Origin of the sequence: Mycolicibacterium wolinskyi (assembly GCF_002101965.1) — a bacterium.
In the GTDB taxonomy this organism is placed as follows: domain Bacteria; phylum Actinomycetota; class Actinomycetes; order Mycobacteriales; family Mycobacteriaceae; genus Mycobacterium; species Mycobacterium wolinskyi.
Map to the genome: position 1 here is coordinate 122,497 of NZ_LQQA01000035.1, position 13,550 is coordinate 136,046.

Annotated in this window: 17 protein-coding genes; 10 read left to right on the forward strand and 7 right to left on the reverse strand. The window is 67.5% G+C overall.

The annotated features are described in order from the left end of the window. Positions 1 to 76 precede the first annotated feature (76 nt). Both AWC31_RS35825 and speB read left to right on the forward strand, forming a co-directional pair. Complete coding sequence (locus AWC31_RS35825; protein ID WP_067855890.1) at positions 77 to 499, forward strand: acyl-CoA thioesterase; 423 nt, start codon at positions 77 to 79, stop codon at positions 497 to 499. Between the two features lie 58 nt (positions 500 to 557). After that, positions 558 to 1,595: an agmatinase gene (gene speB, locus AWC31_RS35830; protein WP_085150489.1), complete on the forward strand. Its 1,038-nt coding sequence runs from the start codon at positions 558 to 560 to the stop codon at positions 1,593 to 1,595. A 19-nt stretch (positions 1,596 to 1,614) separates the two neighbouring features. Here speB and AWC31_RS35835 read toward each other — a convergent pair whose 3' ends face one another. Beyond that, positions 1,615 to 2,502: a cyclopropane mycolic acid synthase family methyltransferase gene (locus AWC31_RS35835; RefSeq protein WP_085150491.1), complete on the reverse strand. Its 888-nt coding sequence runs from the start codon at positions 2,500 to 2,502 to the stop codon at positions 1,615 to 1,617. A gap of 174 nt (positions 2,503 to 2,676) precedes the next feature. Here AWC31_RS35835 and AWC31_RS35840 point away from each other — a divergent pair, with 174 nt between their 5' ends. After that, a complete protein-coding gene (locus AWC31_RS35840; protein ID WP_085150677.1) occupies positions 2,677 to 2,889 on the forward strand; it encodes an Rv3202a family protein in 213 nt (70 codons plus the stop codon). 16 nt (positions 2,890 to 2,905) lie between these two features. Beyond that, positions 2,906 to 3,232, forward strand: a complete 327-nt coding sequence (locus AWC31_RS35845) for a hypothetical protein (RefSeq protein WP_110775435.1) — start codon at positions 2,906 to 2,908, stop codon at positions 3,230 to 3,232. Here AWC31_RS35845 and AWC31_RS35850 read toward each other — a convergent pair. The 3 genes from AWC31_RS35850 to AWC31_RS35860 form a co-directional block, all read right to left on the reverse strand. Next, a complete protein-coding gene (locus AWC31_RS35850; RefSeq protein WP_085150493.1) occupies positions 3,174 to 4,073 on the reverse strand; it encodes a cytochrome c biogenesis CcdA family protein in 900 nt (299 codons plus the stop codon). The two genes, AWC31_RS35845 and AWC31_RS35850, sit on opposite strands and share 59 nt — an antisense overlap. 7 nt (positions 4,074 to 4,080) lie before the next feature. Next, positions 4,081 to 4,599, reverse strand: a complete 519-nt coding sequence (gene dsbE / locus AWC31_RS35855) for a disulfide bond-forming protein DsbE (RefSeq protein ID WP_085150494.1) — start codon at positions 4,597 to 4,599, stop codon at positions 4,081 to 4,083. Between the two features lie 104 nt (positions 4,600 to 4,703). Next, positions 4,704 to 5,585, reverse strand: a complete 882-nt coding sequence (locus AWC31_RS35860; protein ID WP_085150496.1) for a TIGR03854 family LLM class F420-dependent oxidoreductase — start codon at positions 5,583 to 5,585, stop codon at positions 4,704 to 4,706. Positions 5,586 to 5,672: 87 nt separating this feature from the next. Between AWC31_RS35860 and AWC31_RS35865 the strand changes: the two genes are divergently transcribed. Further along, positions 5,673 to 6,104: a DUF6188 family protein gene (locus AWC31_RS35865; protein WP_067855911.1), complete on the forward strand. Its 432-nt coding sequence runs from the start codon at positions 5,673 to 5,675 to the stop codon at positions 6,102 to 6,104. Between the two features lie 49 nt (positions 6,105 to 6,153). After that, the gene (locus tag AWC31_RS35870) at positions 6,154 to 6,615 is read left to right on the forward strand and encodes an SRPBCC family protein (RefSeq protein WP_085150498.1); all 462 of its coding nucleotides are present in this window, start codon (positions 6,154 to 6,156) and stop codon (positions 6,613 to 6,615) included. On the opposite strand, the gene AWC31_RS35875 is transcribed toward AWC31_RS35870, so the two are convergent. Next, entirely contained in the window at positions 6,612 to 7,064 is a 453-nt protein-coding gene (locus tag AWC31_RS35875; RefSeq protein ID WP_067855917.1) for a hypothetical protein, read from the reverse strand. The genes AWC31_RS35870 and AWC31_RS35875 overlap by 4 nt on opposite strands. A 169-nt stretch (positions 7,065 to 7,233) precedes the next feature. Here AWC31_RS35875 and AWC31_RS35880 point away from each other — a divergent pair, with 169 nt between their 5' ends. Then, positions 7,234 to 8,688, forward strand: coding sequence for a glycosyltransferase family 39 protein (locus AWC31_RS35880; RefSeq protein ID WP_085150500.1), 1,455 nt, complete (start codon positions 7,234 to 7,236; stop codon positions 8,686 to 8,688). 39 nt (positions 8,689 to 8,727) lie between these two features. Next, a complete protein-coding gene (locus tag AWC31_RS35885; protein ID WP_085150502.1) occupies positions 8,728 to 9,984 on the forward strand; it encodes a cytochrome P450 in 1,257 nt (418 codons plus the stop codon). Here AWC31_RS35885 and AWC31_RS35890 read toward each other — a convergent pair. Next, the gene (locus AWC31_RS35890; RefSeq protein WP_085150504.1) at positions 9,981 to 11,294 is read right to left on the reverse strand and encodes an FAD-dependent oxidoreductase; all 1,314 of its coding nucleotides are present in this window, start codon (positions 11,292 to 11,294) and stop codon (positions 9,981 to 9,983) included. The two genes, AWC31_RS35885 and AWC31_RS35890, sit on opposite strands and share 4 nt — an antisense overlap. A 53-nt stretch (positions 11,295 to 11,347) precedes the next feature. Between AWC31_RS35890 and AWC31_RS35895 the strand changes: the two genes are divergently transcribed. Together AWC31_RS35895 and AWC31_RS35900 are read left to right on the forward strand one after the other, a co-directional pair. Continuing rightward, on the forward strand, positions 11,348 to 11,989 hold the full coding sequence (locus AWC31_RS35895; protein ID WP_085150506.1) for a TetR/AcrR family transcriptional regulator: 642 nt from the start codon (positions 11,348 to 11,350) through the stop codon (positions 11,987 to 11,989). 66 nt (positions 11,990 to 12,055) lie between these two features. Continuing rightward, entirely contained in the window at positions 12,056 to 13,174 is a 1,119-nt protein-coding gene (locus AWC31_RS35900) for an Rv2629 family ribosome hibernation factor (protein WP_085150508.1), read from the forward strand. On the opposite strand, the gene AWC31_RS35905 is transcribed toward AWC31_RS35900, so the two are convergent. Continuing rightward, positions 13,167 to 13,550, reverse strand: coding sequence for a cupredoxin domain-containing protein (locus AWC31_RS35905; protein WP_067855932.1), 384 nt, complete (start codon positions 13,548 to 13,550; stop codon positions 13,167 to 13,169). The genes AWC31_RS35900 and AWC31_RS35905 overlap by 8 nt on opposite strands.

Consider the following 13,550-nt stretch of genomic DNA (forward strand, 5'->3'; position numbering starts at 1 on the left):
GCGGACGGTCAAAGTGCCGCCGGCCACGCCGGTATTACGGTGGAGCGGCAATGCAGGCGACAACGGAGGCAGTCACGTGGGCGGGTTCACCTTTCCGATCGTTCCGCGCTACGCCGAGATCGATCAGCAGGGTGTCGTGTTCAACGGCCACTACCTCACGTGGTTCGACGAGGCGCTCACCGGGCTGCTCGACCACTTGGAGGTGACCTATCCGGGACTCATCGCCTCGGGGTACGACCTTCAGGTGGTGCACAGCGAGATCGACTTCCTGGCCTCGGTGCGGTGGCGCGACACCGTTCGGGTCGCGGTGTGCTGCGAGCACATCGGGACGACGAGCTTCGCCCTGGGTTTCACGGTGCTGGGTTCCAACCCCGCCACGCCGGAGCGACCTGCGGTGCGCGGCCGCAACGTCTACGTCGTCTTGTCGACAGCAGACTGGGCCAAACGTCCGGTCCCCGAACCACTTCGGAGTGCGCTCAGTTCCGTTGCCGCCCAATGAGGTAGCGCGATTCGACAGACCCGGCCCGGTGTCGCGGCGACGGCGGTAGGGTCGGGCCATGGGCGCGGATCACGAGGACAGGCCGAGCCGCGAGTTGCCGCCGGGCCTCGCCGAACAACTCGACCTGCCGCATTCGGGGATGGTCTCGTTCGGACACCGTCCGTTCCTGACCGAGACGGATCAGCTCGACGCCTGGCGGCCGGACGTGGCGATCGTCGGGGCACCGTTCGACATCGCGACCACCAACCGGCCCGGCGCCCGGTTCGGGCCTCGGGCCATTCGCGCCACCGCATACGAACCCGGCACCTATCACCTCGATCTCGGCTTGGAGATCTTTGACTGGCTCGAGGTGGTCGATTTCGGCGACGCCTACTGCCCACACGGGCAGACCGACGTCTCACACGCCAACATCCGGGAACGCGTCCACACCGTGGCGTCGCGTGGAATCGTCCCGGTGGTGCTCGGCGGCGATCACTCGATCACGTGGCCATCGGCGACCGCGGTGGCCGATGTACACGGCCACGGCAACGTGGGCATCGTGCATTTCGACGCGCATGCCGACACCGCTGACAACATCGAGGGCAATCTCGCCAGCCATGGCACGCCGATGCGCAGGCTGATCGAATCCGGGGCGGTCCCGGGTACCCACTTCGTTCAGGTCGGTCTGCGTGGTTACTGGCCACCGCAGGACACGTTCGAATGGATGCTGGAACAGGGCATGACGTGGCACACCATGCAGGAGATCTGGGACCGGGGTTTCAAGGAAGTGATGGCCGACGCGGTCTCCGAAGCCCTCGCTAAGGCCGAAAAGCTCTATGTCTCAGTCGATATCGATGTGCTGGACCCGGCACATGCACCCGGCACGGGGACGCCGGAACCCGGCGGGATCACGAGCGCCGACCTGCTTCGCATGGTCCGGCAGCTCTGCTACCGCCATGACGTCGCGGGCGTCGACGTGGTCGAGGTCGCGCCGGCCTACGACCACGCCGAACTCACCGTCAACGCCGCGCACCGAGTGGTGTTCGAGGCACTGGCCGGGATGGCCGGCCGGCGGCGCGACGCCGCGCAGGAGAAGCCGGGCCCACCGGCCCGCTGAACGGCCGCGGCGCGATCGGTCAGGACGACTTGACCAGGGTGAACTGGCAGACGTCGGTGTAGCCCTCGCGGAACAGTTCGGCACAGCCGGTCAGGTACTTCATGTACCGCTCGTACATCTCTTCGGACTGCAGAGCGATCGCCTCGTCTTTGCGGTCGCGCAACGTGGCCGCCCAGATGTCGAGCGTCTGCGCGTAGTGCGGACGCAGGGACTGAACCCGGTCGACCCGGAAGCCCGCGCGCCGAGCATGCTCCTCGACTTGGGCGACGTACGGAAGCTCACCGCCGGGGAAGATCTCGTCCATGATGAATTTGAAGAACCGCAGCCGGCGCATGGTCAACGCGAGGCCGCGGGCCGCGAACTCTTCGCCGCTGGGCTTGACGATGGTGTGCAGCATCATCACCCCGTCGTCGGGCAGCGCGGTGTAGGCCATCCAGAAGAAATCGTCGTAGCGGTCGGCACCGAAATGCTCGAACGCGCCGATCGAAACGATCCGGTCCACGGACTCGTCGAACTTCTCCCAGCCCTCCAACAGAACCCGGCGGGTCCGGTCGGTGGCGAGCTCCTCGAAGCTGCGCGCGACGTGCGCCTGCTGATTGCGGCTGAGCGTCAGGCCGACGACGTTGACGTCATAGCGCTCGACCGCGCGCCGCAGTGTGGCTCCCCATCCGCAGCCGACGTCGAGCAGCGTCATCCCCGGCTGCAGCCCCAGTTTGCCGAGCGACAGGTCGATCTTGGCCAACTGCGCCTCCTCCAGCGTCATGTCGGGACGCTCGAAGTAGGCACAGCTGTAGGTCTGGGTCGGATCCAGAAACAGCCGGAAGAATTCGTCGGACAGGTCGTAATGGGACTGGACGTCCTCGAAGTGCGGCTCGAGAGCCACGAAATCGGTGGTTTTCTCTGGCACGGCAGCCTTTGACAGTTGAAGGTGCTTCTTTAATTGGCGTTCCCCACTACCAGGGAACATCCCCCGTCGATCGTGCAGGTCTCGGACAGTACCCCATGGACCTGAGAACGTTGAATCACCAGATTACAGGTAGGACAATCGGACGGGACGAGCATTTACATACCGGGGGTGATCATGACGCAAGCCGGCGACCGCGCGTTCGACGACGTCGTGTCCGAAGCCGACGCGGTCGAACAGCTGACCCCGGCCGGGGTCGACGAGGACGAGTACGCCACGCTCGACGCCGTTCGGGTGCGTATCTCCACCCATGCCGATGCCAGCGAAGCCGATCTCATCGAACAGGCGATGGTGGTTCCGGTCGACGACGAACTCGATTTCGACCGCTGACAGGAAGGACATCTACATGCGGCTGCCCGAGGCGCTCGAGGACCTGCCCGTCGATCCCGAGACGACCCGGGTATTCGGTGACCCGCACCAGACACCCGACGGGTCGACCGTCATACCCGTGAGCAAGGTGCGCCGCCGCGCCGACGGCCGCGTCTCGGCGCGACCGCTCGGAGTCTTCGTCATACATGGCGGCAAGTCCACCTGGGTACCCGCCGTGGACACGACGCGGATCGCGTTACTGGGCGAATTCATCGGTTTGGTGGCAGCCACGCTGGCCACCGCCGCTATGGTGCGTCGGCCACCGTGGCCGGACGTGCGCGCCGTCGTCTCTCGGCGTATCTGATCGCCAGTCGCCACGTCAGCCCAAGCACGACGAGCCCGGCCAGGATCAGCATCCACGGCCATGCCCCGTGCTGGTGAACCCAGCCGGCCACCGCGCCCTGGATGCGCCCGGCCGCGGCGATGACCGGGTCCTGCGGATTTCCGGCGGGGGTGAACAGGCGGATCTCGTAAACGCCGTAGTAGCTGACGTACGCGCCGACCGCGACCAGTAGCACACCACTGATCCTGTTGATGTAGGGGACAATTCGGCGCATCCGGTCGACCACGACTGTGCTCGCCAACGCCGCCGCGGCCGCCAGCACGCCGACGATCAACGCGAAACCCGCGGCGTAGGCCGCGAACACCGACACTCCGCGCAGCGGCGTAGCCGATTTCAGCCCGGCACCGGTCACCGCCAGAAACGGGCCGACGGTGCACGACAATGAGGCCAGCGCATAGCCGACGCCGTACCCCAGCATCGAGCCGAGGCGTGCGGTCGGCGCCCATGATCGGTTGCGCGTCAGGGCTTTCGGGACCAGAAGCCTCAGATGCCGACCGGCCAGCAGCCAACAGCCCAGCCCGATCAGGATCAGGCCGATCACCACGGTGATGTAGGGCAGATAGCGTTGCACGGTCGAGGCGGCCGCGATCGTCAGGGCGCCGAAAGTGGCGAACACCGCCACGAAACCGGCCGCCATCGAGACCGTTGCCAGCAGCGCACGCCCCAGCGCCGCGGGCGTTCCCGTCGTGGTTTCGCCGCGCACCACCAGCGCGAGGTAGGCGGGCAGCATCGCGAATCCGCACGGATTCAGTGCGGCCACCATGCCCGCGCCGAACGCCAACCCGAGCAGATCTTGCTCCACGCCCGGATCAGCCGCCGAGTGCGGCCACCCGGTCGGCCAGTTCCTGTTGCGACATCGCCGACGTCGGGTTGTTGACGAACGTCGAGGATCCGTCGGAGCGGTAGAACACGTAGGCGGGCTGCCACGGCACGTTGTACCTGGCCCAGATCGATCCGTCCGCGTCGTTCAGATTGGGAAAGCCGAGGTTGTATTTGTCGACGAAGCCCTGCATCGCGGCGACGTCGGAACGTGCGGCGATACCGACGAACGCGACCTGTGGATTTGCGGCCGCCACCCGGCTCACCGACGGCGCCTCCGCGTTGCAGAACGGGCACCACGGCGTCCAGAACCACAGCACCGCGGGCCGGCCCGCCAAACTGGCCCCGTCGAACGGCGCACCCGACAGCGTCGTGCCGGTGAACTGCAAGCGGTCGTCGGCAACCGCGGCGGGTGCGGCCATCAGGGCCAACGCGACCGCTGTCGCGGACAACACCCCGGTGAGGCCGATCGTGAACGGTTTGCGCAGCCTCGGGAATCGCATGCTCATGGCACCATCTCCTTTGCTCAGGGCTCGGCGCGCGTGCGGTGTTCGCACTCCCCTGACACGACGTTAGGCACCGTAGGGTTCACCCGTCGCCCGTTTGCACACCTTCAGTTCTGGCGAGGCAGGAGTTCCTCGACGAACCGCGCCAGGAACCCGTCGCGATCAGTCGGTCCGGCCGCACGGATGACGAATTTCGTCAGTCCGGCGGCCAGGTAGGCGTCGAGTTGGCGGTGCAGTGCCGGCCAGTCCGTGGCGATGAGCTCTGCCGGGTCCACGTCGGGTCTGCGGCGGCGCACCGCCGCGACCGTATCGGCGGGCAGCCGGCCGTCCGCGACCGCGAGGCTGATGCCGTAGTGGTCCGGTTCGACCGCGCGCCCCGCGGCCTCTGCCGCGCGCTCGATCCGCTGTCGTGCCGCGGCCGCTTCGGGCGGCGTGAGGAAGCTCCCGAGCCAGCCGTCGCCGAATCTGCCGATCCGGGTCAGTGCCGACGGTGCCGAGCCGCCCAGCCAGATGTCGAGCGGATGCGCGGGAAGCGGCTGGACATCTGCGGCGGGCACGCTGAAGAACTCGCCCTCGAACGAGACGTCGCGCTGCCGTAGGACCGCCCGCAGCAGCTGCAACGATTCGTCGAACACCGCTGCCCGACGCCCCGGTGGCACCGCGAACACCGCCCGCTCGGCGGTCAGTGCCGACTGGAGTCCGAACACCGGCAGCACGCGCTTGGGCGCGAGCGCCGCAAGGGACGCAAGCTGTTTGGCGACCAGGACGGGATGGCGTCCGGGCAGGATCGCGACCGATGTCCCGACCTTCAACCGGGTGGTGCGGGCCAGCGCGTAGGCCATGCCGATGAACGGGTCCACCGCAGGCGTGTAGACGAGTTCGGAGAACCAGACCGAGTCCACCCCGGCGCTCTCCAGCTCATCGACGATGCCACCCAACGCCTCCGGTCCCGTGTCTGCGCCGAGTCCGACGCCGAACCGGACCTTCATCGAACATCTCCTGTGCGTGCCATACCCAGTGCCAACACCGTCAGGCCGCCTCTTGTGCCCGGTCTGTCAGCGGTTCAGAGTAAGAAAATGACCGAACAATGGATTGAGGGTTGCTTGGTCCAGCGGATCATGTTTCGCGACGGGCTGGTACTCAACCTGAATGACTACAACGAACTCGTCGTCGCGGTGCCGTTCGAGCTGACGTTGCCCGCGACCGAACACGACGATTCGGAGGTGGTGTCGATCGACCCGAGAGCGTTGACCGATGAGGTTCGCCCGCTGTTCGACTTCGCAGGACAACGCTGCACCCACGCCGACTGGGACGACACGGGTGGTCTGCACCTGACGTTCTCCGACGGCCACCGCATCGACGTGCGCCCCGACGATCGCCGAACGTCATGGGAGCTCTACGGGAAACACCACGGCTATGCGGCCTGCCTGCCGCACGGCCGGGTGCGCGTCGTGCGCCACGATCTGGACGATGCCGAAGCCGATTACGACAACCGCGAAAGCGGCTGACCCGCACACCACTCTGGGCGGGCACGCACATCACGAATACTGTGACCCCATGCATGCCTCAGTCACGGTGTCGATAGCCGCGCCGGCCGAACGAATCTGGGATCTAGTCGCCGACGTGCGCAACACCGGCCGATTCTCGCCCGAGGTGATGGAGGCCGAATGGCTCGACGGCGCCGCGGGCCCGGCCCTCGGCGCCCGGTTCCGCGGTCATGTGAAGCGCAACGAGATCGGGCCCGTGTACTGGACGACGTGCCGGGTCACGGCCTGCGATCCGGGCCGAGAGTTCGGCTTCGCCGTGCTGCTCGGCGACAAGCCGATCAACAACTGGCACTACCGGTTCACGCAGCGGGCCGACGGCACCGACGTCACAGAATCGTTCCGGCTCAGCGAATCAGTGCCGAACCGGCTGTTCTGGGCGGTGGCCGGCCCGCTGCGCAAACGACGCAACATCCGCGACATGCGCAAGACGCTCGAACGCATCAAGGCCGTCGTGGAGTCGGACGCGGCTTAACGGAAGCCCACCCCGAAGATCGGGACCCAGACTCCGAAGAACCACACGCCCCACTGGCGGAAACCGTTGTCCCAGACGGGATTCAGGTTGTATCCCCAGTAGTTGATCGTCGGCGGCAACGGACCGTTCCAATGCACCGGCGGCGGTGGTCCCCAACCCCACGGTGGCGGACCCTTACGGTCGTCCCACCAGTCGTGCCGGTTGTTGGCCCACCAGGGTCCCTTGTCGTCCCAGTGGTCGTCCTTCCAGTGGCCGCGATCGAAATCGCGACCTGGCCCGCGGTCACAGAACGGGAAGCAATCGTCGTTGCCGTGTCCTGGCTTGAGCGGAGCCGGCGCGATCGGGCTTGCCGAAGCCACCGGTGAACCGAACGCCGTGACGCCGAATCCGAGCGCACCGACCGTCAGCGTCGCCGCCACGGCCGTGCGCAACGTCTTGCGCGTATTCATCCACTACCTCCTACTGTGGTGACCCTGGCGCCGGCCATCCCCCAATGGCACGGCGCCGCAACGTCTTGCGACACCACGCGGCGAGACGTTCACCCCGATGAGTTATCGGCAGGCAACACCGGCGCGTTACTCGCCGGCGGCTCCGGCGGTCCGGGCTAACCTGGGGCGGATGGCGGACCTACGTGTCGACGAATCGACGCGACCGACACCGGTGTTCGCTGCGGCGAGCATTCTGCCGATCGCGGCCTTGACGGCGTTAGCTCTTTGTGCCGCAGCGCTGTTGGGAACGGGTTACTGGTTCGACGAGGTGTACATGCTGGCCATCGGCCGCCATCACCTGGACTGGGGCTCGGCCGATCAGCCTCCCGTCACGCCTGCACTGGCCGCGCTGCTCGACGCGGTCGCCCCAGGTTCCGTGTTCGCCATGCGCCTGCCCGCCGTTGTGGCGACGGCGGGCGCAGTGGTGTTGGCCGGCCTGATCGCCCGCGAGCTCGGCGGCGACCGGCGCGCCCAGACGCTGACCGCCGCGGCGCAGGCCACGGCCCTGTGGACGACGCTGACCGGGCATTGGCTGACGCCCTACACCCTCGAGCCCATGCAGTGGCTGCTCATCGTGTGGTTGCTGGTCCGTTGGATCCGGGTTCGCGACGACCGGCTTCTGCCGGCATGCGGTGTGGCGGTCGGCGTTGCGGCGATGACGAAGTTTCAAGTGGTGCTGCTGTGCGCGGTGTTACTCGTGTGCGTGGCGGTGCTCGGCCCCCGCGAGCTGCTGCGCCGTCCGGCGCTGTGGGCGGGTGCGCTCATCGCGGCCGTGATCGCGGCGCCGACACTGCTGTGGCAGCACGCGCACGGCTGGCCGCAATTGCAGATGATCACCGTTGTGGCGGGCGAAGCCGACGCCCTCTACGCCGGACGCGCCGGTATCGCGGTGCAGCTGATCGTCTACGCCGGGGTGCTCGGCATGGTTCTCGGCGGCTATGGCGCGTGGCAACTGCTGCGCGTGGCACAACTGCGCGACTACCGGTTCCTGCTCGCCACCGCCGTGTTGCTGTACGTGCTGTTCGTCGTCACGCAGGGCCGTCCGTACTACCTCGCCGGGCTGTATGCACCGCTCGCGGCCGCCGGGGCGGTCGGCCTGCAGCGCCGACGCGAGTCACGGCAGCCGCGGCGGCGTTGGCTGGGCCGGTCGGTGATCGGGCTCGCGGTGGCGACAGCGGTCGCGATCCTGGTGTTATCGGTGCAGATCACGCGCTCCGACGACGGCGAGCAGATCGCACGTCGGACGGCGCAGGCCTATCGGGCGCTGGCGGGCCATCAACGCGACCACACCGCGGTGATGGGCGAGTCCTACATCGTTGCCGCTTACCTCGACGGTTACGCGACCACGTACGGACTGCCTGCCGCCTACAGCCCGAACCGCAGCTACGGCTATTTCGATCCTCCGCCCGACTCCGTCGACTCGGTGCTCTACGTCGGTTCGGAGCCCGACGCGGTTCGTCCCTACTTCACGACTGTCCGCACTGTCGGAGCCGTCGGTGACGACATGCACATTTACCTGCTGACCGGTAGGCAGCAACCGTGGCAGTCGATGTGGCCGCGGCTTCGGTCGTTGACCGTGTCCTGATCGGGCCCGGCGAATCGGATTCGCCCCTACCCTGGCGGTGTGGGTATCGCACCGCCGCCTGACGTGCCGCTGTCCGACATCAACCTCGGGTCATGGGACTTCTGGGCGCTGGACGACGACATCAGGGACGGGGCGTTCACGACGCTGCGCGCCCAGGCGCCGATCTCGTTCCAACCCGCGTTCGAGCAGGTGGGCTTCCCGCAGGGAAACGGCCACTGGGCGGTCACCCGCTACGACGACGTGTTCTACGCGAGCCGCCATCCCGAGATCTTCAGCTCCGCCGCCGGCATCACCATCGGCGACCAAACCCCGGAACTGGCAGAGTATTTCGGGTCGATGATCGCGATGGACGATCCGCGCCACACGCGCCTGCGCAACATCGTTCGCAGCGCGTTCACGCCCAGAGTGCTTGCCCTCATCGAGGATTCCGTGCGGGACCGCGCGCGCCGGCTCGTCGCCGATATGGTGTCGCACAACCCCGACGGCCACGCCGAACTGGTGACCGAACTCGCCGGGCCCCTGCCGCTCCAGATCATCTGCGACATGATGGGAATCCCCGAGGACGACCATCAGCGGATCTTCCATTGGACCAACGTTATTCTCGGCTTCGGCGATCCGGATCTGACCACCGACTTCAACGAGTTCATCGCTGTCGCCATGGAGATCGGTGCCTATGCGACCGCGCTGGCGGATGAGCGTCGGGCGCTGCCCGCAGACGACCTCACGACCAGCTTGGTGCAGGCCGAGGTGGAAGGCGAGCGGCTGACTTCGGCCGAGGTGGCATCGTTCTTCATCCTGCTCGTCGTGGCGGGCAACGAGACGACGCGCAACGCCATCAGTCACGGCGTCCTCGCACTCACCCGCTACCCGGATCAGCGCGACGAATGGTGGTCGGCCTATGACGAAGTCGCGCCGACAGCCGTCGAAGAGATTGTGCGGTGGGCCTCGCCGGTGAGCTATATGCGCCGCACCGTGACGCGGGACACCGAACTGGGCGGAGTTCCGCTTGCTGCCGGTGACAAGGTCACCCTCTGGTACGGCACGGCCAATCGCGATGAGTCGAAGTTCGCCGATCCGTGGCGGTTCGACGTGCGGCGCCATCCCAATCCGCATGTCGGATTCGGTGGCGGCGGAGCGCATTTCTGCCTCGGCGCCAATCTCGCGCGGCGGGAGATCACCGTGGCGTTCGAGGAACTGCACCGCCAACTGCCTGCGATCGCCGTCACCGAGGAACCGGACCGGTTGCAGTCGGCATTCATTCACGGCATCAAACGGTTGCCCGTCGCCTGGCGCTAGGCGGCACGCTCGGCGCAGATCGCCGCCAGTTCGTCGCGCGACGGCCCGGGCGGGACATCCGGGCGCCAGCCGCTCGCGTACAGCTGCCTGGCACGTGGTTCGGCCGCGAGCAGGGTGTCCGGCAGTGCGGTCATGTGCGCATATGGCTCGATGATGGCCCACAGGCCCGGATCGGCCGCCGCGGCCGCGACGATCAGATCCGAAGGCAAGCGCCGGCTCACATCGACGTCACCGCCCGACCACCGTCGTATCCGGTCGGCATCGGCGACCACGTGGTCGGCAAACCACGGTTTGATGTTGCCGACGCACCACGCGTCGAACTCGGCTGTGGCACTGGAGATATCGACTCCACACCGCTCGACGGCACTCACCAGCGCGCGGGCCTGCAGCAATCCGAGCGCGACCCCGCGGCCCGCCAACGGCGTGGTGGTACAGACCGCGTCGCCCACCGAGATCAACCCCGGTAAGACGGGCCGTCCGGTCTCGTCGAGCTGGCCGCGATAGCTGTTGTAGAGCCGGCCGCCCGGCAGCACCGGCGTGATCGGGTGCGACCGGGTGGGGTCCACCCATTCCGCGAGCCCGGGAATCGCCAGAACCGAGGTTTCGAAGGCGCCTGCCTCGCGCAGGCCGCGCAGTCGAGGATCGGATCCGTCATGGTTGATGGTGACCGAGAACGTGCCGTTGTCGTGCAGGAAGGCGATCGCGAGATAGCCGGGATAACTGAGCGACAGCCCGATCGGCGAGTTCACCGGCCCCCGTTGGGCATTGGGATGTAGGCGGTACTGCCGGGTGACGTAGACGGCACCGCAGTCGCCTCCCTCGGCCGGGGGCCGCAGGCTCCGGGTGAAGCGACTGGCCCGGCCCGACGCGTCGACGATCAGGTCGGCGGCGAGCCGGTTGTCACCCGAAGCGACCGCGACGGCACGGCCGTTCTCCATCACGACGCGGTCGACGTGCCCGGCGTGTACGACGACATCCGGATGTGCCGCTGCGGCTGCACGCAATGCGTACTCGAACGTCGACCGCCGACACAGCAACGCGGCGGTCTGTCCGTTCGGGCCCACGGCGACCTCTGCACCACGCGCCGCGAGATCGTCGAGGACGTCCGGCATTTCGGCGCGGAGCGCATCGACGACCTGGCTGCGAAAAGTGTGTGCGTGGTGAAACTGCATCACGCCCTTACGCACCCACGGACCGTGTGGCGGCGGTCCGCCGTCGCGGTCGACGACGGTGATCTGGTGGTTCCGGTCGGCCAGCGCGATGGCACAGAAAAGTCCGACCGGCCCGGCCCCGACGATGACGATCCGCATTCAACTCATTTCAGGTAGATTGTCATGTAATGACTACACCAAGAGTCACCTGAATGGTCGACACTGTCAAGCGGCCCTACCGGTCGGAGCTGCGCGCGGCGCAGGCGGCCGAGACCCGGCGCGCCGTGGTGGCCGCCGCCGCGCGGCTGTTCGTCGAACACGGCTATCGCGCCACGACCATCGACGCGGTTGCAGCCGCGGCCGGGGTGAGCCGCAAAACCGTGTTCAGTTCGGCCGGCGGAAAGGTCGACCTGTTGAAACTCGCCGTGGACTGGGCGGTCGCCGGCGACGACCAACCCGTCGGCCTCGCCGACCGTGACCCGATCACGCGACTGTTCGACCTCGACGACCCGGTGCGACTTCTTCGCGGCTGGGCGCGGCTGCTCGCCGATATCGACGTACGCACCGCACGACTGTTTCGCGCCGTCGAAATCGCCGCCGACGAGGATCCCGACGCGGCCCGCCTGCTTGCCGAACTGCACCGGCAGCGTTTGGACGGGGCCCGCCGGGTCGTCAAGCACCTGCGCGAGCGTAACGCGCTGACCGCACACCGCCGCCCAGGCGACGCCATCGACGTCGCCTGGCTCGCGACGGATCCCGTGCTGTTCGATCGCCTGGTGCGGGAGCGCGGCTGGACCGTGCGTCGATTCGCCGACTGGCTCGGCGAGACGCTGGTCCGCGAGCTACTCGGGTAGCGGTGGTTTGTCCGGCCGTCGGCGGGGCACTCCATTCAGAGCTGTACATCTAGAGGACGGAGGATCATGCACTCCGAACACTTCCGAACCCTGCTGACGGCAACGGGGCCTTACGGATCGATCTACTTCGACGATTCCCATGACACCGAGGACGCGGCCGCACAGACCGACCTGAAATGGCGCGGGATGGCCGAGGAACTCGCGCGACAGGGCGCCGGGCCGGATTTGATCGACCGGTTGGCCGAGGCCGTCACGGCGATTCCGGCCCCGGTCGGGCGGGGCGGGCGCGTTGTCGTCGCGAACGCCGACGGTGTGCTGGTCGACGAGCGTGTGAGCCGCGCGGACGGCCCGCCGGTGGTTCGCGTCTCCGAACTGCCCTACATCGTGCCGGTGCTCGCGCACGGCATTGAGCAACCCACCTACCTCGTGGCCATCGTCGACCACGCGGGCGCCGATATCGAACTGCACCGCGACGGCACGGTGACCACACACACCGTCGAAGGCGAGGGCTACCCCGTGCACAAGGCCAGTGGAGCCGAAACACCCGGCTACGGGGACCCCCAACCACGCACCGAGGAAAGCCGCTCGAAGAACATCCGCGCCGCGGCCGACCGCGTCACCGCGATCGTCGACGAGGAGGCGCCCGAACTCGTGTTCGTCGTGGGTGAGGTGCAATCGCGCAGCGACTTCGCCGCCGCCCTGCCCGACCGCGTGTCCGAACGGCTGGTGCAGCTCCAGGTCGGCGCCCGGCACAGCGGATTCGACCGCGAGCATTTGCACGATGCGATCGGCGAGCACCTGCAACGACGCCACGCCGACGCGATCAACGCGGCGGCGCAACGCTTTTCGGCAGAGCTCGGGCGCCACTCCGGCATGGCGACCGAGGGTTTGAACGGGGTGTGCGCCGCACTGCGGGAAGGTGCGGTCGAGACGTTGATCGTCGGCAGCATCGGCGATGCAACCGTCGTGGCCTCCGACGACCTCGCGACCGTGGCCCCTAACGCCAATGTGCTGTCCGAGCTGGGCGCCGCGCCGACACACACGCTGCGAGCCGACGAAGCGCTGCCGTTGGCCGCGGTCTCGATCGGCGCAGAACTGATCGGCGCGGCCGAGGGTCAATCGCCTGCCGACGGTGTCGCCGCGGTGTTGCGTTACGCGCCGCGGACCGCGGCGACGGTCAGCTGACCGTCAGCGTCCCGATCATCGCGGGATGGTAGACGCAATAGAACGCGTACTCCCCCGGTTCCGAGGGCGCGGTGAGAGTTGCGCGCTGCTTACCGTCGACATGCACGTCGAATGCATCACCGGTGCGCGCGGTCACCGAGTGCTCGACCTCGTCATTGTTGACGATCGTGATCTGCGTGCCCGGAGCAACGGTGAGCCCGCCGCTGAACCCCATGCCCTCGATCGTGATGGTGGGCCCATCCGAGGCCGGTTCGGTCGTCGGGCTCGCCGTGAGGATCGCGGTTCCGGTGCCGCGAACCGAATCGTCGGACTGTCCGCAGGCCACGAGTACGGTCAGTAAACCGGCCAGCGTGCAGAACACTGCCATCAGCTTCAT

Coding starts and splice junctions, on each gene's coding strand:
- speB (WP_085150489.1), top strand. CDS start 558: ATGGGCGCGGATCACGAGGACAGGCCGAGCCGCGAGTTGCCGCCGGGC.
- AWC31_RS35840 (WP_085150677.1), top strand. CDS start 2,677: ATGACGCAAGCCGGCGACCGCGCGTTCGACGACGTCGTGTCCGAAGCC.
- AWC31_RS35845 (WP_110775435.1), top strand. CDS start 2,906: ATGCGGCTGCCCGAGGCGCTCGAGGACCTGCCCGTCGATCCCGAGACG.
- dsbE (WP_085150494.1), bottom strand. CDS start 4,599: ATGAGCATGCGATTCCCGAGGCTGCGCAAACCGTTCACGATCGGCCTC.
- AWC31_RS35860 (WP_085150496.1), bottom strand. CDS start 5,585: ATGAAGGTCCGGTTCGGCGTCGGACTCGGCGCAGACACGGGACCGGAG.
- AWC31_RS35865 (WP_067855911.1), top strand. CDS start 5,673: ATGACCGAACAATGGATTGAGGGTTGCTTGGTCCAGCGGATCATGTTT.
- AWC31_RS35870 (WP_085150498.1), top strand. CDS start 6,154: ATGCATGCCTCAGTCACGGTGTCGATAGCCGCGCCGGCCGAACGAATC.
- AWC31_RS35875 (WP_067855917.1), bottom strand. CDS start 7,064: ATGAATACGCGCAAGACGTTGCGCACGGCCGTGGCGGCGACGCTGACG.
- AWC31_RS35880 (WP_085150500.1), top strand. CDS start 7,234: ATGGCGGACCTACGTGTCGACGAATCGACGCGACCGACACCGGTGTTC.
- AWC31_RS35890 (WP_085150504.1), bottom strand. CDS start 11,294: ATGCGGATCGTCATCGTCGGGGCCGGGCCGGTCGGACTTTTCTGTGCC.
- AWC31_RS35895 (WP_085150506.1), top strand. CDS start 11,348: ATGGTCGACACTGTCAAGCGGCCCTACCGGTCGGAGCTGCGCGCGGCG.
- AWC31_RS35900 (WP_085150508.1), top strand. CDS start 12,056: ATGCACTCCGAACACTTCCGAACCCTGCTGACGGCAACGGGGCCTTAC.
- AWC31_RS35905 (WP_067855932.1), bottom strand. CDS start 13,550: ATGAAGCTGATGGCAGTGTTCTGCACGCTGGCCGGTTTACTGACCGTA.